Genomic DNA, 25,873 nt, shown 5'->3' with positions numbered 1-25,873 from the left:
GTGCTTCCAACGCTTTACCCATAAAAACAAGATCAAGAGAGCTTCGGAATGAACCACACCCCTTGCGTCGCCCTGGGCCTGACTTTGCTCAGCCAACCGTTGCTGGCCGCCGAAGGCGGCTTCTTCGAAGATTCGAAGGCCACCCTGAGTGCCCGTAACTACTACTTCAGCCGCGACTTCTCCGACATCGTCGGGGCAAACCGGCAATCCAAGGCCGAGGAGTGGGCCCAGGGCTTCATCCTCGACTTCAAGTCGGGCTACACCCCGGGCACGGTCGGCTTTGGCATTGATGCCCTGGGCCTGCTGGGCATCAAGCTCGACAGCAGCCCAGACCGCACCAATACCGGGTTGCTGCCGGTGCACGGCGACGGCCGCGCCGCCGACGAATACAGCCGCCTGGCGCCCACCTTCAAGGCCCGGCTGTCCAAAACCGAATTGCGCGTCGGCGAACTGCAACCCAACCTGCCGGTGCTGACCTTTAGCGACATCCGCCTGTTGCCACCGACCTACCAGGGCGCCAGCCTGAGCTCGGCGGAAATCGACGGCCTGACCGTGCAGGCCGGGCACCTGAAAAGCACCCACCTGCGCAACGAAGGCGGCGACGGCAAGATGAACGCCATGCTCGGCCATGTGCCGATCCGCCAGGTAGAAAGCGACGCCTTCAACTACCTGGGCGGTGACTATGCGTTCAATGCCAACCAGAGCAGCGTCAGCCTGTGGTATGGGCAGCTTGAGGACATTTACGAACAGGGCTTTGTCGGCCTCAAGCACAGCAAGCCCCTGGGCAACTGGGTGCTCAGTGCCAACCTGGGGTATTTCACCGCACGCGAGGACGGCGATGCGTTGCTCGGCAACATCGACAACCAGGCGTTCTTCTCGATGTTCACTGCCCGGCATGGCGGGCACAGCTTCCATGCCGGTTACCAGGGCATTTATGGCGACAGCCCGTTCCCACGGGTGTTCGCCAACATCTCGCCGCTGGGTAACGAAGTACCGACCTATGAGTTCGCCTACACCGACGAACGCTCGTACCAGGTGCGCTACGACTACAACTTCGCGGCTATGGGCGTGCCGGGGCTGACCGCGACCGTGCGCTACATAACCGGTAACAATGTCGATACCGGGCTGGGTTACGAAGGGCGCGACCGCGAGCGCGACCTGGACATCGGTTATGCGGTGCAGGGCGGTGTGCTGAAGGGGCTGGGGATCCGGGTGCGCAATGCCATGGCCCGGTCCAACTACCGCAGCGACATCGACGAGAACCGCTTGACGCTGGTGTACACCTGGCAGTTGTTCTGAATCATCCATAGAGGCATGTGCAAACCCGGTGGGAGCAGCTGTCTTATGTTGCCTGCACTGACCTCATCGCCGGCAAGCCAGCTCCCACAGGGATAGCGCATACCTTGAGCTCAACGCGGTCGGGGTGGGAGCTGGCTTGCCGGCGATGAGGCCAGTGCAGGCAGCCCGTTACAGATGCACCTTCAAGAGGAATTGCGCATTGGGCCCGGATGAAGTTAGCTTCCGGAAACCTCCCTTTCAGGAATGCCACCCTTGGACTCCATCACCCAGGCCGTACTCGGCGCGGCCTTGCAAGGTACCGTGCTCGGCCGCATCCAGGGCCGCCGCTCACTGTTGTATGGTGCGGCGCTGGGCACGCTTCCCGACCTGGACGTGATCATCCGCTACGCCGACCCGGTGTCGCAGATGACCTACCACCGCGGCTTTTCTCATTCCTTGTTCGTGCTCACCGGGCTGGCCTTGCTGCTGGCCTGGCTGGTCAACAAATGCTGGCCAGGCAAAGGTTATACCTTGCCCAGGCTGTTCCTGGCGTTCTGGCTGGTGCTGGTCACCCACCCGTTGCTCGACGCCTTCACGGTCTACGGCACGCAGTTGTTCTGGCCCTTGCAGGCCACCCCGGAAAGCTGGGCGGCGGTGTTCATCATCGACCCGGTCTACACCGTGCCGCTGCTGGCCGCGGTGATCTACGCAAGCATCAAGGGGCTGACAAGCAAGGCGGTGCAGATAATTACCTTGGCCTTGCTCTTCAGCGCAGCCTACCTGGGGTTCGGCCTGGCCGGACGCATGGCGGCCGAGCAGCGGTTCCAGGCTGCCCTCGACCGTCAAGGCATCGCCGTCAGCCAGGTGCGTGCCGTGCCGATAGCGTTCAACAGCCTGGTCTGGCGGGTGCTGGCCAAGACCCCGGATGGCGATTACTACGAGGGCATCAGCAGCGGGTTCGACCAGCACCCGCCAGAAATGCAACGTTTGCCGCGTAATCTTCAACTGGCGCAAGCGCTGGCCGGGCACCCGTTGCACCAGCGCCTGCGCTGGTTCACCGACGACTGGCTGCGCTACGACCAGATCGGCGATGCGCTGGTGGTCAGCGACCTGCGCATGGGTATCCCGGGTAACTACACGTTCCGCTTCAACATGGCCCACCGAGACAGCCAGGGGCACTGGATTGCCGATGTGCCGTCGCTGTGGGAGGGTGCCGGGCCAGGGGCGGCGTTCAATGGCGACGACCTGGTGCTGATCTGGCGACGGATCGTCGAGCAGCAGCCACCTTTGCCGCTGGCCGCCTGGACCGATCGCTACCTGGGGCCTGCCACAGTCGAGCGCGGGCGCTGAGGCGTGCGTTCAGCCGGGCTGGACCTGGTCAAGTGGACGGCGATGCTGACCATGGTCGCCGACCACCTGCGTTTCCTGTGGCCTGCTGCCGATGGCCTGTTCGTGGTTGGCCGGTTGGCGTTTCCACTGTTTTGCCTGGCGATTGCGGTGAATGTGGCGCGCACCAGGTGCGGTGCGCTCTATACCCGCGGCAACCTGCGTTATCTGGGGCTGATGCTGGTGTTCGCGGTGCTGTCGGAACCTGCGTACCGTTGGCTGGACAGTGGTTCGTCAACGTTCAGTGTGATGCCGACCCTGGTGTTGGGGTTGCTGGTTGCCTGGGGTGTGCATCATCCGTTGATTTCGGCGCGCGTGCTTGGCTTTGCCGGTCTGCTTGCAGGGTGGCTGTTCAGCGAACAGCTGATGTACGGGCTGCCCGGGGTAATGCTGCCGGGCGCCTGGTTGATGGCCCGGCGCAAGGAAGGGGGGGCCTGGTTGTTGCCCTGCCTGTTGGCCATGGGGGGGAACCTGACCAACAGCTGGTTGCAGGAGCATCTGTTGGCGCCGTTTACCGTGCTGACGCTGATGGCCGCGGCCTTGGCGATTCCGCTCGGGTGGTCGTTGCTGCGTCAGGAGGGTTGGCGGGTGCCTGCGGTGGGGCGTTGGGGTTACCTGTTCTATCCGGTGCATTTAGTGGTGATCAAGGTCTTCGCTTGATCGCTCTCGACAGTCCTGCTTGCATTTCACAAATCCATACCTATCTAAACCAGCCGCACCAGACTCAGGAACCACCCATGGAACCCAACCGCTTCGGCGACATCACCGCCTTCGTCAGCGCCGCGAAGGCTGGCAGTTTTACCGCCGCCGCCGCCACCTTGGGCCTGACGCGCTCGGCGGTGGGCAAGAGCATCGCTCGCCTGGAGGCGCGCATGGCCGTGCGCTTGCTCAACCGCACCACGCGCAAGCTGAGCCTGACCGACGAGGGCCTGGTGGCCTATGAACGCTGGCGGCAGATTCTGGATGACCTGGACGAGGTGGAAAGCACTATGGCCCAGCGCCGTGGCAAGCCCACCGGCACCCTGCGCCTGACAGCACCCCTGTCGTTCGGTCAGCGCCATGTGCTGCCGATTCTCGACCGCTACCTGAAGCAGTGGCCCGAGCTGCGCGCGGATATACGCTTCACCGACCGTTTCGTCGACCTGGTCGAGGAGGGTATCGACGTTGCGGTGCGTATCGGTGTGCCGAAGGAAGACTCGCAACTCTTGACCCGTACGGTGGCCTGGCAGCAGTTCGTCACCTGCGCCTCGCCCGCATACCTGGACGCACGCGGCGTACCACAGGTGCCCGGCGACCTCTACGGCCATGACAAGATCGCCTTCCTGGCCGGCGAAAAGGTCATGCCGTGGCGCTTTCATACCGAAGCGGGGCTGCACCTGTGCGAAGACCCCGGGCGGCTGAACATCGACAGCTCCGAGGCGATGCTCGCCGGCGCCCGGGCGGGTTTCGGGCTGATTCACCTGCCCACCTACATCACCGGCGACGACCTGCGCGCCGGCACCCTGGTGGAGGTGCTGCAAGCCTATCGGCCGCCAGCGGACCCGATTCGCATCGTCTACCCAAGCAAGCGCCACCTGTCGCCACGGGTACGCGGCTTCATCGACCTGCTGGTAGCCAGCTGGGAACCGGGCGTGCCCTGGGAGGACTGATTGGGGAATGGCAGGCCCCTATGCCGGGCCTGAAACCGGGTTTATCACTGGCTGCGCAGCAGGGAAACTGGCAGTCACTGATAATCCCTGTGGAGACCCCATGACTGCACTGTCCGTACTGGACCTGGTCATGATCGGCGAAGGCAAGACCTTCGCCGACGCGATCGAAGAGTCCCGCCAACTGGCGCGCCATGTCGAGCAACAGCACTACAGCCGCTACTGGATCGCCGAGCACCACGACATGCCGGGCATCGGCTCGGCCGCCACGTCACTGGTCATCAACGAAATCGCCAACGCCACCCGGCATATCCGCGTCGGCGCCGGTGGCATCATGCTGCCCAACCACGCGCCGCTGGTGGTGGCCGAGCAGTTCGGTACGCTCGACACCCTGCACCCTGGCCGCATCGATCTGGGCCTCGGCCGTGCGCCGGGCAGTTCCGGGCCTACCGTGCGCGCCTTGCGTGGTGCTGCGCCAGAGCGCGACTTCAGCCAGGACATCGCCGAGCTGCGTGACTACCTGGCCGACAACGGCCAGCGCCGCGTGCGCGGCGTGCCGGGCAAGCATGACATCCCGGTGTGGATCCTCGGCTCCAGCCTGTTCGGCGCCGACCTGGCAGCGAAACTGGGCCTGCCCTATGCCTTCGCCTCGCACTTTGCCCCGCGCTACCTGCTGCAGGCCATTGCCCATTACCGGGCCAACTTCCAGCCTTCGGCACAACTGGCCAAGCCGTATGTGATGGTGGGCATGAACCTGTTCGCCGCCGACAGCGATGCCGAGGCGGATTATCTGGCCAGCTCCCATCGCAAGTGGATGCTGGACTTGCACGTCGGGCGCGTCGGCCTGTTGCCCAAGCCGCAGGAGGGCTATGTCGAGAGCCTGCCGGACCATGAACGCGAGGTACTTGAGCAGGTGATGGCCTGCACCGTGGCCGGCGGGCCGGACCGGGTAAGGGAAGGGTTGCGCACGCTGATCGAGCAGACCGGTGCGGATGAACTGATGATCGACTGCCGCATCCACGACCCGCTGGCGCGGCAGCGTTCGCATGCCTATGCCGCGCAGGCCCTGGCGCAGCTGGGTTAAAGCTACCGGCCTCTTCGCGGGTGAACCCGCTCCCACAGCGGTTGCACAGGCCCTGGAGTCATGGGCAATCCTGTTGGAGCGGGTTTACCCGCGAAGAGGCCAGAACAGGAGAGCGATCAGCTACGGGCCAACCGCCCACTCACATAATGCGCCACATCATTGAACCCCGGCGTCGAGGCATGCCCCGGCGTGACCAGCGAATCAATGAACGCTTCATCCTCCGCGGTAATCTTCACCGCCAGCGCCCCGCCATAGGTATCCCACTGTTCTTCGGTCCGCGGCCCGACAATCGCCGAACTGACCAGCCGATTGTTCAGTACCCAGGCAATCGCGAATTCGACGATACCCACGCCCTTGGCTTGCACATAGGCCTGGATCTGCCGGGCAATGGCCAACGACTCCTGCCGCCATTCCACCTCCATGATGCGCTTGTCCTGGCGCCCGGCACGGCTACCGGCATCCGGTACCGCCCCCGGCGCATACTTGCCGCTGAGCACGCCCCGCGCGAGCGGGCTGAATGGCACCACGCCCAGACCATGGGCGGCCGCAGCGGTGAGCTGCTCCGGTTCGGCCTGGCGATTGACGATGTTGTACAGCGGCTGGCTCACCACCGGCCTGGGCACGCCCAGGCGCTCAGCAATGTGGCAGGCCTCGGCGATGCGCCAGCCGCGGAAGTTGGACACGCCCCAGTAGCGGATCTTGCCTTGGCGCAGCAGGTCGCCGATGGCCTGCACGGTTTCCTCCAGCGGCACCTTGTGGTCTTCGCGGTGCAGGTAGTAGATGTCCAGGTAGTCCATGTCCATGCGCGTCAGCGTGGCATCGAGGGCATTGAAGATGTGCTTGCGCGACAGGCCGCTGCGGTTGGGAAGGCCATCGGCCGGGCCAAAGCCGACCTTGCTGGCCACGATCCAGTCATGGCGATGACGGGCCACCGCTTCGCCGACGATTTCCTCCGCACGCCCGGCGTTGTAAACGTCTGCGGTGTCGATGAAGTTGATGCCCTGGTCCCAGGCCTTGTCGATGATGCGCAGGGCGTCTTCGGTGCTGGTTTGCTCGCCGAACATCATGCTGCCCAGGGTAAGGGCGGAAACCTGCAGGCCACTGTGGCCGAGGGGGCGGTAGATCATGCGCTTGGGTCCTTGTGCAGTCGGCAGATCTACCCGTTTTACACACAACCGGGGCGCAATGAAAGGCAGCTTCAGCCGATCAGCGCCAAGGCCTCCTGCAAGGTCAACGGGCGCTTCAGGCGTTGCGACAGCGTCGCCATGGCATCGGAATAGCCCTTGGCGATAACTGCCTCGACCCGCTCATCCACGCATTGCAAGGCAATGAAGTCGCCTTTTTCCGGCTCGCCGACGAACTCGATACGGTTCCAGTCCCGCGCGTGGCCCAGTACTTCGTAGGTGCGGCCGTGCTGGTAGGTCCAGAAGAACGGTACGTCGGCGTAGCGGCGCTGCTCGCCGAGCATGTTGGCCGCGGCGATCACCCCATGTTGCTGGGCCAGCCGCCAGTGTTCGATACGCACCGGGCGCCCGCTGAGGGGGAAGGTGGCGATATCCCCCGCGGCCCACAGGCCATCTGCAGCGCGCATTTCAGCGTCCACTTGCACCGACTTGTCCTCGGTCAGCAGCACGCCCTGAATGAACGCGGTCGCAGGTCTTACCCCGGTACCCAGCAGCACCAATGGCGTCTGTAGCCGCTCACCGTTGGCCAGCAGCACGGCCTCGACCTTGCCCTGGCCCTCGATCCGCACGACCTCGGTAGGGCCGTGGAAGGTGACCCCCTTGCGTTCGTGCAACTCGCGGATGCTACGGCCAATGCGCTCGCCCAGTTGCCGGGCCAGGGGGACCTCATGGCGGGTGATCAGGTGCACCTGCACGCCGTACTTGCGCAAGGCCGACGCGGCTTCCAGGCCGATGAAGCCATCGCCGACGATCACTGCCGGCTGGCCGGGCTCGGCAGCATCCAGCAGGTGCGCGGCATCCTCCCGTGAACGCAGGGTAAATACCCCAGGCAGGTCGACGCCCGGGATATCGGGCCGCAGCGCCTTGCCGCCGGTGGCCAGCAGGCAGGCGTCATAGTCGATCTGCTGGCCGTCGGCCAGGATGACCTGGCGTTTCTGGGTGTTCAGTGTGCGCACCTTGCCATGCTTGCGCTCCAGCTGGCCCTTGCGCAGGGCGTCGGGCTCGAGCAGGGCCGGCACTTCATCGGGCGGCATCTGCCCGGCGATCACGAATTTGCTCAGGGAAGTACGATCGTAGGCTGGTTGGCGCTCCTGATCGATCCAGACCAGGCGGCCGGCAAAGCCATGGGCCAACAGGGTGGACACTGCGGCACTGCCCGCGGCACCAGCGCCGACTACCACGAAACAGCGGGCGTCGCTGTGGCGGGGCGGCTCGGTTCTGGGCAGGGGTTGGTCGTCGACCCAGACCTCGTCGCCCTTGAGCCAGGTTTTGTAGCGACGCAGGTCGGCCAGGGCCGGCGGCTCGCAGACCGCGCCCTCGTCCACGGCGAACGCGGCCTTGTGCCAGGGGCACACCAGCAGGCCGCCGCACACCACGCCTTCATTGAGTGGCGCGCCTTCGTGGGGGCAGTTGCCCTGGTAGGCGTGCACCTGGTCGCCCTGGCGGATGAGGATGATCTCCTCGCTGCCGGCCTGGACGCGCAGGGGGCGGTGTTCGTCGAGTTGGGCCAGGCGAGCTACGGCGTGCTGGGTCATGGGGGTTCTCCAAAGGGACCTTTGGAACCATTTGACGCCTGGGCTGGGGAGGGGATGCGTTGAGCTGACGATCGGTGGAGGGTGTGGATTTTATGTGGCCTGGGCTGGCCTCTTCGCGGGCTTGCCCGCTCCCACAGGGATACCACAGCGTTCGAGCTTGTGGTGATCCTGTGGGAGCGGGCGAGCCCGCGAATGGGTTCAACTGGCGCTTGCAGTACTCAGCGCACCAGCCCGGGTAACCCGCAAGGCCACCAGGCTACCCAGCACGATCAACGCCGCCAGCGAATATAGCGCAGCATCGGTCGAGCCGGTCTGGTCCTTGATGAAACCGACCAGGTACGGGCTGAGGAAGCCGGCCATCTGGCCCACCGAGTTGATGATCGCCAGGCCCGCGACAGCCGCGCCGGCGCTGAGCAGCGCCGTGGGCATCGGCCAGAACATCGGCAGGCCGGTGAGCGCGCCCATGGTGGCGATCGACAGGCCGAGGATGGCGATGGCCGGGTTGCCGGCGAAGTTCACCGCGATCAGCAGGCCGATGGCGCCCATCAGCATCGGCACCACAAGATGCCAGCGGCGCTCGTTGCGCAGGTCGGCCGAACGCCCGCAGAGGATCATGAACACGCCGGCCAGCAGGTACGGGATGGCGCTGAGCCAGCCGATCAGCAGCGGGTTGTCGAAGCCCATGTTCTTGATGATCGACGGCAGCCAGAAGTTGATCGCATACACACCGCTCTGGATGCAGAAGTAGACAAAGCCGAAGGTCCAGATCAGCGGGTTGGTCAGCACGGCGAGCACGCCGTCGCCGGTGGTGCTCGGCTTGCTGGCGGCATCGGCGTCCAGGTCGGCGGCGATCAGCTGACGTTCGGCCGGGCTCAGCCAGGCGGCTTTCTGGTAGCCGTCACTGAGCAGGAACACCGCCAGTACACCCAGGGCAACAGTCGGCAGGCCCTGGATCAGGAACATCCATTGCCAGCCGGCCAGGCCGTGCTGGCCGGCGGCGAAGTGTTGGAGGATCCAGCCGGAGAACGGCCCGCCGAGCAGGCCCGATACCGGGATCGCCGACATGAACAGCGCCATGATGCGGCCGCGGCGGGCCGCCGGGAACCAGCGCGAAAGGTACAGCACCACGCCCGGGAAGAAGCCGGCTTCGGCGGCGCCGGTCAACAGGCGCAAGGCGTAGAACTCGGTGGGCGTGGTGACGAACAGCAGGCAGGTGGAGAGGCTGCCCCAGGCGATCATCATCAGCGCGATCCAGCGCCGCGGGCCGAAGCGGTTGAGCGCCAGGTTGCTCGGCAGGCCGCAGAGCACATAGCCGATGAAGAAGATGCCGGCACCAAGGCCGTACACCGTTTCGCTGAACTTCAGGGCGTCGAGCATCTGCAGCTTGGCAAAGCCGACGTTGACGCGGTCCAGGTAGTTGAACAGGTAGCAGATGAAAATGAACGGAATCAGCCGCAGGGTGATGCGCCGGTACAGCGCGTTGCGGGTGGTGTCCGTGCCTTGGTCAGGGGCGGGGCTGTATGCCATGATCGGGTTCTCTGTTGTTATGGTTGTCGCCGCGTCGCCTGTTCCGGCGCTCGCCCTGACGAGTCTCGGGGACTGCGGCGTGCCTGTCTTTGTGCTTTTGCACAGCACTTGCACCGGGCTGCTGTGCCCGAGCCCAAATCCCTGACACCCAAAGGACCGCTCAATGTTCGAACTCGACCATGACCTGGCGCAGGATATCGTTGACCGCGCGATGGCCATTCTGCCATGCAACGTCAATGTCATGGACAGCCAGGGGTTGATCCTCGGCAGTGGCGAACCTGAGCGTATCAACACCCGCCACGAGGGTGCGCAACTGGTGCTGGCCAACGGCCGCATCGTCGAACTGGATACGGACGCTGCCAAGTGCCTCAAGGGCGTGCAGCCTGGGGTGAACCTGCCGCTGATGCTGGATGGCCGATTGATGGGCGTACTCGGCTTGACCGGTGACCCGCAACAAGTGCGCACCTATGGCGAGCTGGTGCGCATGACCGCCGAAATGCTGCTGGCCCAGCGCCATTTGCAGGCCGACCAGCAATGGCGACGGCAGCGCTGTGACGATTTGCTGGCCCTGCTGCTGGGCGGCAGCGGCGATTCCCCCCGGTTGCTCGACGAGGCCCGGCAACTGGGCCTCAAGCCCCAGCTGCCGCGGGTACCGTGCCTGTTCGAGCTGGCCTCGGGGCCAGCCGCCGAAACCCTGGCGGCATGGTTGATGAGCCGCTACCCGGACAGTTGGTGCGTAAGCCCGGCCCGCCAGTCGTTGTTGTGGTGTCGCCCGGCAGGTGTGGCGCTGGACGAACCTCGCCTGCTGGAACGCCTGCAGCGCCATGGCTGGGACGTGGAGCGGCTGGCCCTGGGCAGTGTCGCGCAAAGCCTGGAGCAACTGCGCCGGGGTTATCGCCGGGTGCGCGATCTGTTGGCCTATGGGCGCGAGGTACTGCCCGGCGAGCGCTTGCTCAGCCTGCAGCGCTACCGGTTGCCGGCATTGTTGTGGCGGCATCGCAACGATGATGCGCTGGATGAATTGCTGGAGCCGTTGCAACGTATTCGCAGCAAGGACAGCAGCGGGCAATTGCTCACCACCCTGCGCGCCTGGTGTGCCCATGACGGCCAGAGCCAGGCCTGTGCCGATGCCCTGGGCATCCACCGCAACAGCTTGCGCTACCGCCTGGAGCGGATTGCCGAGCTGGGCGAGGTCGACCCGCTGCGCATGGAAGGGATGCTTAGCCTGTACCTGGGGTTGCAGCTGCTGCCTGCCGACTGAAGGGCCGCCTGCCCCGGCCCTATCGCCGGCAAGCCAGCTCCCACTGGATGCATGCTGCTCTCAGGCCTGTGTTGAACCTGTGGGAGCTGGCTTGCCGGCGATAGGGCCGGGGCAGGTGAAAGGCATCTGCCCAAACAACCCGCCCGGCATTTTGTGCATTTGACCGAGGCCACCTTTGCAGCCACCTGTCAGCATGCCGCTCATCAGGACAGGAGAAACCCCATGAAGATCGTCATTGCCCCCGACTCGTTCAAGGACAGCCTCGACGCCGCCGGTGTCGCTCGCGCCATCGCGGCGGGCCTGGCCGAGGCCTGGCCGGAGGCCGAGCTGGTCGAGTGCCCGATGGCCGACGGTGGCGAAGGCACCATGGATGCGATTCTTGCCGCCAGCCACGGCGAGCTGCGTCGTCAGACGGTACGCGGGCCGTTGGGGCAAAGCGTGGAGGCGGGCTGGGGCTGGCTGCCGCAAAGCCGCACGGCGATCATCGAAATGGCCCAGGCCAGTGGCCTGCAACTGGTGCCCACTGGCCGCCGCGATGCCTGCCGCAGCAGCACCTGGGGTACCGGCGAGCTGATTGCCGCCGCCCTGGCCGCGGGCGCGCAAAGGGTAGTGCTGGCTATCGGTGGCAGTGCCACCAACGACGCGGGTAGCGGCATGTTGCGGGCGCTGGGCCTGCGCCTGCTGGACGCCGACGGGCAAGCACTGGAACAGGGCGGCCTGGCCTTGGCCAAGCTGGCCCGCATCGATGCCAGCGGCCTCGACCCGCGCCTGGCCGAGGTGCAGTTCGAAGTCGCGGCAGACGTCGACAACCCGCTGTGTGGCGCCAACGGCGCATCGGCAATCTTCGGCCCGCAGAAGGGCGCCAACCCACAGCAGGTGCAGGCGCTGGACCAGGCCCTGGGGCATTTTGCCGACCATTGTGCGCAACTGCTGGGTGAGGATGTGCGGGACTACCCAGGCTGTGGCGCTGCTGGTGGCATGGGGTTCGCAGCCCGGGCCTTCATGGGCGCGCAGTTCCGCCCTGGGGTGGAAGTGGTGGCCGAACTGGCCGGCCTGGATGCCATGGTGCAAGGTGCAGACCTGGTAGTGACCGGCGAAGGGCGCTTCGACGCCCAGACCTTGCGTGGCAAGACGCCGATGGGGGTGGCTCGGGTTGCCAAGCGCCATGGGGTGCCGGTGGTGGTGCTGGCCGGCACCTTGGGTGAAGGCTACCAGCAGCTGTATGCCCATGGCGTCGACGCTGCCTTTGCCTTGGCCAGCGGGCCGATGAGCCTGGAGCAGGCTTGTGCCAATGCTGCTGAGCTGCTGCGGGCGCGGGCTTGTGATATCGGGCGGCTGTGGCGCTGCGCAACGCGAACTTGATCGACCGCTGCAGTCTGCCGAACCCCGCGCTTGGTCATTGATTTTTTTGTTGTTATCGTAGAAAGGAGAATCGAAGGTAGCCAGCAAATGCCCGTCACAGAGCCTTTCCACGATAACGTTGCGGTCTTTACCGATGCCGCACAGGGCCTGGGACTGGCCTGTTCCATGACGCTGGCGGAGGTGGGCGAGTTGCGCAACCGCCTCAAGGCATGCCGCTACGTGCCAGTCAACGTCGCCAGCACCCGCGCCGACCTGGGCGAAAGCCTGGTCTGGGATGAAGGCAGCGGCGCGTTGTACTTTGTCGATATCTCCGGCGGGCGAATCAACCGCCTGACGCCTGATGGCCAGGCCGAGTGCCTGTACGAATCCGCGGCACGCATTGGTGCGCTGGCGCTGACCGACCAGGGCAACCTGATTTTCACCGAAGACGCCAGCGTGGCCATCTTCGACGTGTCGCTGCGCAAGGTGCGCCGGCATTCGGTGTCGGTTCACCCGCGGTCGACCTACCGTTTCAACGACGGCGCCTGCGACCCGCAGGGCCGATTCGTGACCGGGCTGATGGACGATGCCCTGAGCGGCAACACCGGGGCACTGTTCCGCTTTGACGGGCAGTTGAATGATCAGGTGATCCACGACGACATGGCGTTGCCCACCGGCCTGGCCTGGTCGCGGGACGGCCATACGGTGTACTTCGTGGACTCGGCGGCGCGCTCGATCTACCGCGCCAGTTACCTGGCCGAAGGCCGGCTTGGCGCGGTCACTCTGTTTGCCGAAACCCCTGCCGAACTGGGGCGGCCGGACGGCCTTGCGCTGGACCGTGACGGCGGCCTGTGGGTGTGCCAGTACCATGGCAGTTGCCTGTTACGCTATGACCGCCATGGCCACCTCACCGACCAGGTGCTGATGCCAGTGCCGTGCCCCACCAGTTGCTGCTTCGGTGGGGAGGGGATGAATACCTTGTTCATCAGCACCGCGCGCTTGGGCATGAGTGCTGAAGACTTGCACCATTACCCCGACGCTGGTGACCTGTATGCCATCAACCCGGAAATTGGCGGCATCGCCCGTCACACCTTCAAGGAATAAGCTTTTGCGCCTGGCTGGCCGGTAGCACGGCCAGTTCGCCAAAGCGCTGCGCTGCGTCGATGTATCGCAACGCCGACTTTGCGTCTTTCCAGCCCACATAGCTCATCAGCGCCTTCAACTCCCAACCGTTGGCCGTGGCCCAGGTGGCAAAGCCACGGCGCAGCGAGTGGCCGGTATACAGCGCCGCCGGTACCCCGGCGCGCTCCAGCATGCGCCGCAGCAGGCCGACCAGGCTGTTGCTGTTGAGCGCGGTGTCGCCGAGGTTGCCCCAGCGGTCGAGCTTGCGGAACACCGGCCCATGGGCGATGCCGGCGACTTCCAGCCATTGCAGGTAGGCCGTGACCGGGCACAAGGCCTTGTGGGCCGGGGTGCGATGCTGTACGCCCAGGGCTTCGCGGTCGCCCTTGCTGCGTGGCAGGAACAGGGTGATGCCGACGCCGGCCTCGGCCTGGATGTGCTCCACGCGCAGGCGAGCCAGTTCATCACCCCGAAAACCGCGCCAGAAGCCCAGCAATAGCAGCGCAGCGTCGCGACGCGCCCGGCGCAGGGAGGCCAGGTCATGCTGTTCGCGGGCCTGACGGGCTTCTTCTTCGAAGCATTGCACTGCGCTTTGCAGGTGCTGCAGCAACAGCGGCGCCGCCTGCCTGGGCGGTGTCGGGTGCAAGGTGCGGATGCCGCGCAGCACCTGGCGCACCAGCGGCGCCTTGGTCGGGTCGGGGAAACCTTGGGCGACGTGCCATTGGCTGAGCGCCGCCAGGCGCTGGCGCAGGGTGCTGACGGCATGTTGGTCGGCGTGGTCGGCCAGGTAGCGGGCGATGCTCTCGGCCGTGGCCGGGAGAAAACCGCCCCAGTGGGTTTCGAAATGCTCGATGGCGGCCTGGTAGCTGCGCCGGGTGTTGTCACGGGTGGCGGCGCGGAGGTAGCGCTCGATGTCGGTCATGGTGCGGGTGCAAGTGGATGATGGGCACACGATAAACCGAAATGGGTTCCTAATACATGCTCGGTCCCTGTAGGAGCGGCCTTGTGTCGCGATCGGGCCGTGAAGCGGCCCCTCTGATTTTAGTGTTTACGCGAATACTGCTGGGGCCGCTTTGCGGCCCGATCGCGACACAAGGCCGCTCCTACAGACGTGGCGCGTCAGGTATGATCGATTCATCCTGGCGGATTCGCCAGGGCCTCCATTACACGCAGGCCTTGTCCTCGACACCGTTGAAGAGCGGGTAGTCACGCAGCTGCGCCGGTGACAGCGGCCGGCTGAAGTGGTAGCCCTGGGCGATATCGCAGCCGGCAAGCTTCAGGCACACCACTTGTTCGCGGGTTTCCACGCCTTCGGCCACCACTTCCAGGCCCAGGCGTTTGGCAAGGATGATGGTGGACGACACGATCGGGCTGTCGTCGTGGCTGTTGGACAGCGGCGCAATCAGCGAGCGGTCGATCTTCAGCTTGCTCAGCGGCAGCGAATGCAGGTGGGCAAAACCGGCGTAGCCGCGGCCGAAATCGTCCAGGCTGATGCCCAGGCCGGCGTCGCGAAGGGTGTGCAGGTGCGCCACCGCCGTGCCTTCGGGGTCGAGGATGGTGGTTTCGGTGATTTCCAGCTCCAGCCGCTGCGGGGCGATGGCGTACTGCTGCAGTTCGCTCAGTAGCCGTGCAGCGAAGTCTGCCTGGCGTAGCTGCAGCGCAGATACATTGACCGCCAGCCGCGTCTTCCGGCCTTGGGCGTCCCAACCCGACAGGGCCTCGCAGGCCAGGCGCAACACCTCCCAGCCCAGCTCGACAATGAAGCCGCTGCGCTCGGCAAGGTCAATGAACCGGTCCGGGTACAGCAGGCCGAACTCGGGGTGGTCCCAGCGCACCAGCGCTTCGTAGCCCAGCACCTGCTGGGTGTCGAGGCGGATCTGTGGCTGGTAGTGCAGCACGAACTGGCGCTCGGCCAGGGCGCTGCCGAAGGCCTGTTCGAGGGTGAAGGCGTGGATGTCGGCCAGGTTCAGCGACGGGTCGAAGAAACGGTACTGCGCGCGCCCGGCCTGCTTGGCCGAGTACATCGCGGCATCGGCACTGCGGATCAGGCTGTCGATGTCCTGGCCGTCGCGCGGGCAGATACTCACGCCCACGCTGGGGCTGGTGTTGACCTCCTGGCCGTCCAGCGCATAGGTGGCCGACAGCTTCTGCACCAGTACGCGGACCCAGGCATTGATCTGCTCCTCGCTGCGCTCGCCGGCCAGCAGCACCACGAACTCGTCGCCACCAAAGCGCGAAGCCTCGTCGCCGGGCTCCAGCAGGCGCTGGATACGCCCGGCAACGGCCTGCAGCAGTAGGTCGCCGATCTTGTGCCCGAGCGAGTCGTTGATCGACTTGAAGCGGTCCATGTCGATGAACAGGATCGCCATCAGCCGGCGCTTGCCGCGTTGCCGGGTCAGCACCTGGCCGGCCACCTCGACGAACTGGCGGCGGTTGTGCAGGCCGCTGAGGTGGTCGGTGGCCGCGGCATGGCTGCTGCGCCGATGTTCGTCCTCGAGGCGGTCGATCAACTGCTGGTTGACCTGCTGCGCCTGTTCCAGCGCGCTGAAGGCCTCCTGGCGCTTGCGCAACAGGCGCAAGGTCCACAGCAGGCTGGCGAGGATCATCAGGGTCATGCTCAGGTTCAACCAGAACTGCCGGGAATAGGCCAGCGTCGAAGGCGCGAGGATTTCGTCCTGACGCTGGCTGACCACCACGCTGAAACCCCGCTCGGGCAGGCGCCGGTACAGGCTCTGGTAGGGGGCGCCGGCCGCGTACTGGGTCAGCATGCCTGCTTCACTGCCGCTGTCCGGCAGCCCGGGCAGCAGTGCGTCACCGGCCACCACGCCGCTGCTATCGATGCGCACCCGCTCCAGGCCGTCATCCTGCAGCAGGCGCACCAGCCCGCTGCCGCCCAGGTCGATGTGCTGCAGCAGCACCGCCAGGTAGCCGATGTCCAGCTGCACCACCAGGATATTGTCGATTTCGCGACCCGGCAGGTTGGTCAGCGGTAGCAGGAAGGGCAGGTGCCGGTTGGGCACGGTGGTCGCTTGCCCGGGGGGCTGCACGCTGGGCAGGAACGGTTTGAAACCGTAGCGGGCAACGTGCCGCTGCAGCTGGCGCAGCCAGTCTTCGGGTAGCTCGGCGGCCTCGTCGGCATGGCTGGCCGACAACAGCCGGCCTTGCCGGTCGTACAGGCTCATGCGCTTGAATACCGGGTCTTCGGCAAGCATGCGCGCCAGGCTGACGCTGCCCTGGCTCAGCATCTTCATGTCGTCCTGGGCGACCCGGCCCACGGCCTGGGCGCGATCCACCAACTGGCGCAGGCTTTCGCCAACGATACTGGCCAGGTTCAGGTGCTCGGCGGCCTTGGCCGACAGCGCGTCCTGGCGGGCGGCAACCTTCTGCGAAACATGCAGTCCCCAGACAAAGGCCAGGGTGGCTGCACAGAGCATCAGGATCAGCAGCCGCAGAAGGCTGGCGGATGAAAGCGAACGGCGAATCACTGCTGATAGTTCCCGACCCTGGGTGATGGTCGAAAAATACGACAGTAAGATGACAGCCTAATGACTGGTGGCCAATTGCCTTTAAGGATTTCCCTTATCGGCCAGCGGCGTCTGCAGGCGCGCAGTTTCTTCCTCCATGTAACTCATCAGCGCGCTGACTTCGGTATCGCCCAGGCGCATGTTGGGCATGGCCACGCGGTTATATTGTTCGTACAGCAGCATGGCCAGGGGGTCTTTCTGGGCCAGCATCTGGTCGGGCTCCTTCAGCCAGCGGGTCAGCCAGTTGGCATCACGCTGGCGGGTCACGCCGAGCAGGTCGGGGCCGATGCCGGGTTGTCCTGGCTCGGCATTGCCCAGGGTGTGGCAGGACGAGCAGCGGGTACGGAAGAGTTGCTCGCCACTGCTGGGTGCGCGCACCTCGGGAGCCTGGGCGTAGTCATTGGCCATGGCACTGGCCTGTTTCCAGTTGTGCAGGCTGTTGCCCAGGCGGTCGGCGAGAATGTACGGGTTTTCGAAGGGCGAGGCCTTCATCCAGCGGCCGGTGGCCTGGTTGCCGATGATCAGGCTCAGGTTGTGGTCCTTGGAGCGGCCGTTTTCCAGGCCATCGATGTACAGACCCAGGCTGCGGCGCAATTGTTCGATATCGGCCGGCTCGCCGGTGAGCAGCGTCCAGCCGGGGCCGATACCAAACTTTTCGGCGTAACGCTTGAGGGTGGCGGGGGTGTCGTTGTAGGGGTCGATGCTGATGGAGTAAAGGAAGATGTCCGTGCCGACCCGGTCACCAAGGATTTTCTGCACCTGGCGCAGGCGCGCGGTTTCCACCGGGCAGGAGTCGGAGCAGCCGGTGAAGATGAAGTTGATGGCGACCACCTTGTCCTTGATCAGGTCGTCGAAGAAATGCACCTTCTCACCGTCCTGGGTGAGCAGCGGGATGTTGGGGAAGTAATCGGCGCCCCAGGGAGTTTCAGCTTCCTCGGCCACGGGTTGCTGTGGTTGCAACGGCCAGAACGGGATACTGGCTGCGAACAGCGAGAGCACCAGCAGGAAACGCCATGAACCGGACATGATGCGGTCCTCGTTGATAACGGTATTGGGGCTGCCCTGCAGCCCTATCGCCGGCAAGCCAGCTCCCACAGGTACTGCACAAGGCTTGGAGCCGACGCGGTCGAGGTGGGAGCTGGCTTGCCAGCGATGGGCCGCACAGCGGCCCCCGCTTTTCGGTTACCTGATGCTGACCGGCGCCGTCACGCTCTGCCCCAGCGCCGATTTCACGGTCACGGTCGCCGGTGTGGCCGGGCCGCTGCCGGTGGTTGTGGTCGACAAGCGCCAACGGGCGCCGCTGGTAGTGGTACTCAGCGTGGCCGTACCCAGCAGTAGCGGGCCACTGGTGGTTGCCGCAGTCACGGTGATGCTGTTGCCGGTGGCCACCGTGGTGGTGCCCGAAATATCCCAGGTAAAGCGGTTGCCGCTGCGCACCTGCACCGTGGCACTGGTGACCTGGATCTGGTCGACCGCCGCTGCCGGGCTCACCGCAATGCTGACCGTGGCCGGGGCCACCGATTCGGCGCCCTTGGCGTCACGAGCCGTGTAGTTGAAGCTGGCGGTGAACGCTGTGGTTACCGTGGCCGGTGGGACGTAGGTGACCGTGCTGCCGTCGGTACTGGTAGTGCCCTGGCCGGAGTCCGGCTGGCTGAGGCCGACTACGGTCAACGGCAGGTTGTTTTCCGGGTCGGTGTCGTTGGCCAGCACGTTCAAGGTGATCTGCTTGCCGGCCGTGGTAGCCGCGCTGTCGTTGGCCGCAACCGGCGGTTTGTTGGTCGGGTCGTCGTTATCATGGTCTTCGGTGCGGAAGGTCGGCAGCCCAACCGAAGCCACGTACTCCACGCCATCCCAACCCGGTAGTGGGGTCGGCATCACCTGGAACTGGCCTGGGTGCTCCAGGTCCCAGCGCAGCAGCATCGACGAGTCTTCATGCTGGGTGTTGTGGCAATGTTCCATGTAGGTACCGGCAAACTCGCGGAAGCGCAGGGCTACCTCCACTTCTTCCGACGAATCGATATCCGGCCCGATGCGATACACGTCCTTGCGCGCCCATTTTTCCCATTCCGGCGGGGCCTTGCCGTCGCGACTGAGGATCACGCCTTCCTCGAAGTGCACATGCACCGGGTGGCTCCAGCCATTGCCGCCGTTGATGATCTTCCACACTTCCAATGTGCCGTCGCCGCTGAAACCGCCGTCGGTAGACTGCTGGGCCAACTGTGGCGCCGCGTTGATGCGACGTGGGTCCATGGAGTAGCCAAAGCCGCCATCGGTCTTGATGGTCCAGGGTTGGGTGTCGGTACCGTCCGAGCGGCCGAAGATGAACTCGCGATGGCGGGCATCCTTGAGCTTGGCCTGGTCGGTGGCCGAATTACGGTCTATCGGCAGCGGCAGCATTTTCAGGCCTTCGGCCTTGCCCGGTTTGGCCGGTTCATAGGCAACCGGGTCCATGCTCAGGTCCTGGCCGCTGTAGGGCTGAACCACGAACTGCATGAACTTGCCGATTGCCGGGTCGCCGTTGTCCCACTCAGGCCCGTTGCTGGTCTGCTTGATCACCGCCTTGTATTTTTCCGACAGCACATCGGCCAGGGCAATGGCACCCTCCGGGCCCTTGCCGCTCTGATGTTCCTCCAGGTTGACCAGGTACAGCTTGTCGCCGACCTTGATGCCGTGTTTGGCGAAGTTGATGATGATGTCGTAGCGCTCGGCGATGCCTTGCAGCGGCAGGATGCCGTTGTTGTCCTGCAGGTTGCCGTCACCGTTGAGGTCCAGGGTGCCGTCGAACGGCACGGTGTGTTCCATGATGTTGCCGTCGTTGGCGATCATGTGGAACGGTACCCGCGCATACGACAGGTTGGAGCCGGTGGGGCCTTTGAACTCGCCGCTGTTACCGGCAATTTCCCGGACCACTGCGAACTTGAAGTAGCGCGACACCGAGCCGTTGAGGATACGGAAGCGGTAGCTGCGCGCGCGTACCTTGAGCGTTGGCCGGTACTGCCAGTTGACCAGGATCTGGTCGCCGAGGAAGCCATCGGTGTTGAACGGGTTGAACCACAGCTGGCCGTTGGCATCCCAGGCCTTGTCGGCGATCACCAGGTTGACGTCGTAGTCGCGGTTACCCCACGGCATGCCCGAGCCACTGGGGAAACGCAGGTTGACGCCATCCTGCAGGGCCTCGTTGCCGCGGTCCAGGGCGCTGTAGTAGTTCATCATCACGGCGTTGCCCTTGTAGACGTTCTGCGCCGTGAAATCCATCATGTGGTCGTGGAACCAGTGGGTGCTCATGGTTTCGCGCCAGTCACCACGAATCTTGATGCTGCCGTTCTGGCAGGTTTTCAGGCCGGGGTTGGCATCGTTGACGAACAAGGTTTCGCCCGCCGAGCAAGGGAACGCAGCGCGTGGGTCTTCGGCACGGGTGTTGATGGTGTCATAGCCTGCCAGTTGCAGCGGCCAGCGGTAATCGTAGTACTGCCCCGGGAAGAAGTAGGCGTTTGCATAGCCATCGCTCTCGGCCGGGGAGTGGCCGTTGTGCTCATGGGTCGAAAGGGTGTGCAGGCCAAACCCGGCGTTGGCCGAGGGGTCGATCGGCAGCGCGTTGTAATGGCGCATCAGGATCGGTTGGCCATAGCGCACCATCAGCAGCTTGGGCGGGAAGGTGCCGTCGAAGGTCCATAGCGACTTGTGGTTCTGTAGTGGCATCTTCGGGTGGAAGCGGGTGTCGATGCCCTTGGTGGTGCCCAGTGTGTTCGGGATATCGGAAGTCTGGTAGTACAGGCCGCCCGGGGCGAACTCGCCAACTGCATAGTTGTGCAGTTGCTTGCGGTCACGCAGGCCGAGGTTGATGCGCGCACCGGCCTGGGCGGTCTTGAACCCCGCCTGCGGGTAGAACTCGTTCCAGCGCTGGTGCGACCAGCCTTTTCCTGGTGGCCGGCCTTCCGCAGGCGAACCGACCGGTTGGCGGTTGAGGAACATCTCGATCTGCGCCTTCCATGGGTTGCGGTCGAGCACGTTGGAATACTGGGTCGGGAAGGGGTACAGGCCCGGCTGTTTGAGGAAGGCTTCCAGGGCTGTACCGCTGGGGCCGCTGCGGGCCACCACGTTGGGGTCCTGCGCCGGTGCCGCGCCCAGGGTCGGCACCGGGAAGGTCAGAGTGGGCGGCGGCAACGTGGGGTCGAGCCTTTCCGTGCCGAATTCCTCGAACAGCAGTAATTGCTGGGTAAACGGCAACGCGCCGAACAGCGGGCTTGGCTTGCCGTTGGTGGGGTACTTTTTCCCGGTTTGCAGGGCCGGCGGTAGCACGTTGTTTGCGCTTACCGTGTTGCGGTCACCGTACACGCCATCGGTCAGTTCGAGTGAGCCCCGATTCGCCTCTGGCATGCTGTACAGGTCCAGCAACGCCTGGGTCGGGTCAGCCGGCTGATCAGTGTAGGCCGACGGGTCGGTCGGCGGGGGCATGCTGTTGTCGTCCATGGGCGCCGCTGTTGCCGTGACCAGCCCAAGGCCGAGCATCAGCGTAGCGACGGTGGACAGCTGGAATGCATGCCTGGCAGGGTGGATCACGGCAGGTGTTTTCATTGCCTTGCGCCTCGTTTGCGACATCATGGCTTTTTGCCCGTTTCCGGGGCTGGAGCAACGGGTGTGCCAACCCAAATACGAGGAATATGTTTCTAAATAAATCCTTGTGGCGCCTGATGCGCGCTAAATGCCATGGCGTCAAAAATGGGTGAGGGCCCCCACTAGTGGGTCACCCATTGCCCACAGATTGGGTGGTGACAGCTGCGGCGCCCTGGGGTATACCTGAGCGCCACCAAGGGGAGCCCGGCAACGGGCTGAGAAACCGCTGGATGCTGCAGCGCGGTGACCCTTCGAACCTGATCCGGATCATGCCGGCGAAGGGATGGGACTTTGAAACCTGCCTTTTTGCCGGCCTCACTGCGAGGCCCGTCCATGCCAACCACCGCGGTCTCGCTGTCACCCCCCATCAAGGACAGCAACATGACCGAACGCTTCAGCCAGTCCCTGCGCCGCCGCAGCGAGCCGACCTGGTCGGCGGCCGTTGGCCACCGCTTCGTCACCCAATTGTGCGACGGCAGCCTGCCGGACCCGATCATGGTCGACTACCTGGTGCAGGACCACCGCTTCCTCGACAGCTTCCTGACCCTGCTGGGCGCGGCCATCGCCACCGCCGACACCTTCGAGGCGCGCCTGCGCTTCGGGCGCTTTGCCGGGATGATCTCCAGTGACGAGAACACGTACTTCCTGCGCGCCTTCGAGGCCTTGGGGGTAAGCCCCGCACAACGCAGCGAACCAGCCGACACCGTCCCGACCGCAGGCTTCAAGGCGATCATGCGCGAAGCGGCGGCCACCCGGTCCTATGCGGCCGCGCTGGCGGTGCTCAATGTCGCCGAAGGCCTGTACCTGGACTGGGCGTTGAAGGCGCCAAAGCCGATGCCGGACAACTTCGTCCACGCTGAATGGATCACCCTGCACGACAACCCGGCATTCCAGGACTTCGTTGCCTTCCTGCAAGCCGAACTCGACCGCGTCGGCCCGCAGGACGCCGTGCTGGCGGGTGACTTCTACCAGCGCACCGTGGCGCTGGAGCTGGCCTTCTTCGATGCTGTCTACCCGGAGGACAAATGAGCATGGATATCTTCGACCGCCTCAAGGCTGCCGCCACGCCGCAGTGGAGCAGCTACGTCGACCACGAATTCGTGCGCCAGATGGGCGAGGGTACGTTGAGCGAAGCCGCCTTCCGCACCTACCTGGTACAGGATTACCTGTTCCTCATCCAGTTCGCCCGCGCCTGGGCACTGGCTGCCTACAAGAGCCGTCGACCGGCCGACATCCGCGCCGCGCAGGCCGGGCTGGCGGCGATTCTGGATGAAACCGAGCTGCACTTGCGCCTGTGCGCGCGCTGGGGCCTGACCCAGGCTGATATCGAGGCCGCGCCCGAACACCAGGCCACGGTTGCCTATACCCGCTATGTGCTGGACTGCGGTGCCGCGGGTGACCTGCTGGAGTTGCATGTGGCGCTGGCGCCTTGCGTGATCGGTTATGCCGAGATTGGCCGGGCGTTGTCCGAGCGGATTGGCGATCTGAGCAATCACCCGTACCGCGAGTGGATCGCCGAGTATGCCGGCGAGGGCTACCAGGGTGTCGCCACAGCGGCGCGCAAGCATCTGGACGAGCTGGCAGCGCGGAGCATGACCGAGCAACGGTTTACCGAGCTGGTGGAGATCTTCGGCCAGGCGTCCAGCCTGGAGGCGGACTTCTGGCAGATGGGGTTGGACGGAGCCTGATTTGCTGCCTGCGCCGGCCCTATCGCCGGCAAGCCAGCTCCCACAGGTAAACCACAGCCCTGAAGTCTGTGCAGTACCTGTGGGAGCTGGCTTGCCGGCGATAGGGCCAGTAGCAAATACCACAAGGCTTGAGCCACTATGCTGGTAGGGCCACCCGCAAAGCCCAGGGAGAAGCATCATGAACATCATCAACGCACGCCTGCGCGGCAAGCCTGGCCTGTTCCGCATCGAAATCAGCGGCGAACGCATCGCCGCCATCGTGCCCCAGGCCGAAGGGGTGGCGGCGCGCGCTGCCGATGACCTGGATGCCGGGCAGAACCTGGTGGTGGCGCCCTTTATCGAACCGCACATCCACCTGGACGCCACGCTGACCGCCGGCGAACCGCAGTGGAACATGAGCGGGACCCTGTTCGAAGGCATCGAGCGCTGGGCCGAGCGCAAGGCAATCACCACCCACGACGACATCAAGAACCGCGCGAAGAAGACCATCGGCATGCTGGTGGATCATGGCATCCACCATGTGCGTACCCATGTCGATGTCACCGACCCCACCCTGACTGCGCTAAAGGCCATGGTCGAAGTGCGTGACGAAGTGCGCCACCTGCTCGACCTGCAGATCGTCGCCTTCCCCCAGGAGGGTATCGAGTCGTACGCCAACGGCCGGGCGCTGATGACCGAAGCGGTGGCCATCGGTGCCGACGTGGTCGGCGGCATTCCACACTTCGAGAACACCCGCGACCAGGGCGTGTCGTCGGTCAAGTTCCTGATGGACCTGGCCGAACGTACCGGCTGCCTGGTGGATGTGCATTGCGACGAGACCGACGACCCGCAGTCGCGCTTTCTCGAAGTGCTGGCCGAAGAGGCGCGGGTACGCGACATGGGCGCCCGGGTGACAGCCAGCCATACCGTGGCCATGGGCTCGTACGACAATGCCTACTGCTACAAGCTGTTCCGCCTGCTCAAGCAGTCGGGTATCAATTTTGTATCTTGCCCGACCGAGAGCATTCACCTGCAAGGGCGTTTCGACAACTACCCGAAACGCCGCGGCGTCACCCGCGTGGCCGAACTCGACCGGGCCGGGATGAACGTGTGCTTTGGCCAGGATTCCATCGTCGACCCTTGGTACCCGCTGGGCAATGGCAACATCCTGCGTATTCTCGAGGCCGGCCTGCACATCTGCCACATGCTTGGCTACGAAGACCTGCAGCGTTGCCTGGACCTGATCACCGACAACAGCGCCCGCACCCTGAACCTGGGCGAGCGTTACGGCATCGAAGTGGGGCGACCGGCCAACCTGTTGCTGCTGTCTGCGCCGGACGATTACGAAATGGTGCGCAGCCAGGGGCATGCGCTGGTGTCGGTACGCAACGGCAAGGTGCTCATGCGTAGAACACCTGCCAGGGTTGAACACTACAGCTGACGCTCCCTGCTTCAGCATTCTGCAGCGCCCCGCCGGCTTGAAGCCGAGCGGGGCGCTTTGCTGTCTGGCGTACTGTTTTATCCCCGCGCACAGCTCCCAAGAACCATTCACATGCGATAAGCCGTGATTATTCCACCATAGGAAATGTTTGCACGGGCAATGGCTTGTCTCCATAATCGGTATGTAATTACATGGTACATAACACGGTACAAAATCGTAGGAGCAAGCATGGCCCGGGGCGGTATAAACAAGGTTGTAGTGCAGCAGGCACGTCAGGCGCTGATTGCCCGGGGCGAGAACCCCAGCATCGATGCGATACGTATCGAGCTGGGCAACACCGGCTCCAAGACCACGATTCACCGCTACCTGAAAGAGTTGAACGGCCAGCAACCCGTGGCTTCCGAGGGCGGCATTGCGCTGAGTGACGTGCTGAGCCGAATGGTCGGGCAACTGGCAACCCAGCTGCAGGACGAGGCCGACCTGAAGATCGAGCAGGCCGAAAGCGCCTTCACTCGACAGCGCGAACAGCTGGAGGCACAACTGGCCATTGCCCAGCAGGCACTGGCTGCGGCGCACCAACAGCATCAGATCGATGTAGCCGCACTGGCCGCCGAATCGGAAAAACTGCTTTCCACCCAAAGCACCCTGCAGGCCGAACAGCTGCGCAGTGCCAGCCTTAACCAGTCGCTGGGCGAGCTGCAGGTGCGCCTGGCCGACAAGGAGGAGCAGGTAAAATCACTGGAAGACAAGCACCGTCATGCACGCGATGCGCTGGAACACTATCGCAACGCCAGCCGCGAACAGCGTGAACAGGAGCAGCGCCGCCACGAAGCGCAGCTGCAACAGTTGCAGGTGGAGGTGCGACAACTGCAGCAAGGCATGATCGTCAAGCAGGACGAGTTGACCCGCCTGCACCGCGACAACGAGCGCTTGCTGGGTGAGCATCGCCAGGCCGCCAGCGCCTGCAGGGCGCAGGACGAATTGCTGGAGCAGCGCGATGCGCAGATCCAGGGCTTGCGCACGATCCTGGCCCAGGCGCAGGGTGCAAGCGAGGAAATGCGTCGGCAGCTGGATGTGCAGGCACAGAACCTGGAGGCCAGGCGCGACTTGTGCACGGAACAGGCTCGCCAGTTGCGGCAGCTTGAAGAGCAACTCAAGGCACGAGACGAAGCGCTGCACCAGTGTCAGTCGCAGTTGTCTGCCGCCAACGCGGCGCAGTAACTGCGAAAAGGCCCTGTGGGAGCGGGCGTTTCGAGGCGTCGA

Annotated in this window: 19 protein-coding genes and 1 riboswitch; of the genes, 12 read left to right on the top strand and 7 right to left on the bottom strand. The window is 64.7% G+C overall.

Annotated features, from left to right (window positions below):
• Positions 1-48 precede the first annotated feature (48 nt).
• The 5 genes from ACK56M_RS15045 to ACK56M_RS15025 all read left to right on the top strand — a co-directional run bounded on the left by ACK56M_RS15045 (position 49) and on the right by ACK56M_RS15025 (position 5,394).
• The gene (locus ACK56M_RS15045) at positions 49-1,299 is read left to right on the top strand and encodes an OprD family porin (protein WP_054573264.1); all 1,251 of its coding nucleotides are present in this window, start codon (positions 49-51) and stop codon (positions 1,297-1,299) included.
• 252 nt (positions 1,300-1,551) lie between these two features.
• Complete coding sequence (locus ACK56M_RS15040; RefSeq protein ID WP_411958762.1) at positions 1,552-2,628, top strand: metal-dependent hydrolase; 1,077 nt, start codon at positions 1,552-1,554, stop codon at positions 2,626-2,628.
• A 3-nt stretch (positions 2,629-2,631) separates the two neighbouring features.
• The gene (locus ACK56M_RS15035) at positions 2,632-3,324 is read left to right on the top strand and encodes a TraX family protein (RefSeq protein ID WP_411958761.1); all 693 of its coding nucleotides are present in this window, start codon (positions 2,632-2,634) and stop codon (positions 3,322-3,324) included.
• 77 nt (positions 3,325-3,401) lie between these two features.
• Entirely contained in the window at positions 3,402-4,313 is a 912-nt protein-coding gene (locus tag ACK56M_RS15030; protein WP_015270375.1) for a LysR family transcriptional regulator, read from the top strand.
• A 100-nt stretch (positions 4,314-4,413) separates the two neighbouring features.
• Positions 4,414-5,394, top strand: a complete 981-nt coding sequence (locus tag ACK56M_RS15025) for an LLM class flavin-dependent oxidoreductase (RefSeq protein ID WP_015270374.1) — start codon at positions 4,414-4,416, stop codon at positions 5,392-5,394.
• Between the two features lie 116 nt (positions 5,395-5,510).
• On the opposite strand, the gene ACK56M_RS15020 is transcribed toward ACK56M_RS15025, so the two are convergent.
• The 3 genes from ACK56M_RS15020 to ACK56M_RS15010 all read right to left on the bottom strand — a co-directional run bounded on the left by ACK56M_RS15020 (position 5,511) and on the right by ACK56M_RS15010 (position 9,640).
• On the bottom strand, positions 5,511-6,521 hold the full coding sequence (locus ACK56M_RS15020; protein WP_015270373.1) for an aldo/keto reductase: 1,011 nt from the start codon (positions 6,519-6,521) through the stop codon (positions 5,511-5,513).
• Positions 6,522-6,592: 71 nt separating this feature from the next.
• Positions 6,593-8,113, bottom strand: coding sequence for an FAD-dependent oxidoreductase (locus ACK56M_RS15015; RefSeq protein ID WP_217190358.1), 1,521 nt, complete (start codon positions 8,111-8,113; stop codon positions 6,593-6,595).
• Between the two features lie 198 nt (positions 8,114-8,311).
• Positions 8,312-9,640: an MFS transporter gene (locus ACK56M_RS15010; protein ID WP_217190360.1), complete on the bottom strand. Its 1,329-nt coding sequence runs from the start codon at positions 9,638-9,640 to the stop codon at positions 8,312-8,314.
• Between the two features lie 163 nt (positions 9,641-9,803).
• Here ACK56M_RS15010 and ACK56M_RS15005 point away from each other — a divergent pair, with 163 nt between their 5' ends.
• The 3 genes from ACK56M_RS15005 to ACK56M_RS14995 all read left to right on the top strand — a co-directional run bounded on the left by ACK56M_RS15005 (position 9,804) and on the right by ACK56M_RS14995 (position 13,346).
• Complete coding sequence (locus ACK56M_RS15005) at positions 9,804-10,901, top strand: sugar diacid recognition domain-containing protein (protein ID WP_015270370.1); 1,098 nt, start codon at positions 9,804-9,806, stop codon at positions 10,899-10,901.
• 222 nt (positions 10,902-11,123) lie between these two features.
• A complete protein-coding gene (locus ACK56M_RS15000) occupies positions 11,124-12,263 on the top strand; it encodes a glycerate kinase (protein ID WP_015270369.1) in 1,140 nt (379 codons plus the stop codon).
• A gap of 165 nt (positions 12,264-12,428) precedes the next feature.
• Positions 12,429-13,346, top strand: coding sequence for an SMP-30/gluconolactonase/LRE family protein (locus tag ACK56M_RS14995; RefSeq protein ID WP_224765931.1), 918 nt, complete (start codon positions 12,429-12,431; stop codon positions 13,344-13,346).
• Here the strand turns inward: ACK56M_RS14995 and ACK56M_RS14990 are convergent.
• The 4 genes from ACK56M_RS14990 to ACK56M_RS14975 all read right to left on the bottom strand — a co-directional run bounded on the left by ACK56M_RS14990 (position 13,336) and on the right by ACK56M_RS14975 (position 21,463).
• Positions 13,336-14,286: a site-specific integrase gene (locus tag ACK56M_RS14990; RefSeq protein ID WP_411958760.1), complete on the bottom strand. Its 951-nt coding sequence runs from the start codon at positions 14,284-14,286 to the stop codon at positions 13,336-13,338. The genes ACK56M_RS14995 and ACK56M_RS14990 overlap by 11 nt on opposite strands.
• 241 nt (positions 14,287-14,527) lie before the next feature.
• A complete protein-coding gene (locus tag ACK56M_RS14985; protein ID WP_015270366.1) occupies positions 14,528-16,849 on the bottom strand; it encodes a putative bifunctional diguanylate cyclase/phosphodiesterase in 2,322 nt (773 codons plus the stop codon).
• Between the two features lie 81 nt (positions 16,850-16,930).
• Positions 16,931-17,914, bottom strand: coding sequence for an SCO family protein (locus tag ACK56M_RS14980; protein ID WP_100413645.1), 984 nt, complete (start codon positions 17,912-17,914; stop codon positions 16,931-16,933).
• 156 nt (positions 17,915-18,070) lie between these two features.
• Positions 18,071-21,463, bottom strand: a complete 3,393-nt coding sequence (locus ACK56M_RS14975) for an Ig-like domain-containing protein (protein ID WP_100413639.1) — start codon at positions 21,461-21,463, stop codon at positions 18,071-18,073.
• A 225-nt stretch (positions 21,464-21,688) separates the two neighbouring features.
• Positions 21,689-21,803, top strand: a riboswitch (TPP riboswitch).
• 80 nt (positions 21,804-21,883) lie between these two features.
• Here ACK56M_RS14975 and ACK56M_RS14970 point away from each other — a divergent pair.
• The 4 genes from ACK56M_RS14970 to ACK56M_RS14955 all read left to right on the top strand — a co-directional run bounded on the left by ACK56M_RS14970 (position 21,884) and on the right by ACK56M_RS14955 (position 25,831).
• Positions 21,884-22,531: a TenA family protein gene (locus ACK56M_RS14970; RefSeq protein ID WP_024087147.1), complete on the top strand. Its 648-nt coding sequence runs from the start codon at positions 21,884-21,886 to the stop codon at positions 22,529-22,531.
• Positions 22,528-23,190, top strand: a complete 663-nt coding sequence (tenA, locus tag ACK56M_RS14965) for a thiaminase II (RefSeq protein WP_411958759.1) — start codon at positions 22,528-22,530, stop codon at positions 23,188-23,190. Before ACK56M_RS14970 ends, tenA begins: the two co-directional genes overlap by 4 nt.
• A 178-nt stretch (positions 23,191-23,368) precedes the next feature.
• Entirely contained in the window at positions 23,369-24,610 is a 1,242-nt protein-coding gene (gene codA, locus ACK56M_RS14960; protein WP_102083976.1) for a cytosine deaminase, read from the top strand.
• A gap of 228 nt (positions 24,611-24,838) precedes the next feature.
• On the top strand, positions 24,839-25,831 hold the full coding sequence (locus tag ACK56M_RS14955; protein ID WP_217190362.1) for a DNA-binding protein: 993 nt from the start codon (positions 24,839-24,841) through the stop codon (positions 25,829-25,831).
• Positions 25,832-25,873 lie beyond the last annotated feature (42 nt).

It is taken from the genome of Pseudomonas sp. s4 (assembly GCF_046764235.1).
GTDB classification, from domain to species: domain Bacteria; phylum Pseudomonadota; class Gammaproteobacteria; order Pseudomonadales; family Pseudomonadaceae; genus Aquipseudomonas; species Aquipseudomonas asiatica.
The sequence above is the reverse complement of the archived record's forward strand: the minus strand, read 5'-3'. Positions and strand labels throughout refer to the sequence as shown.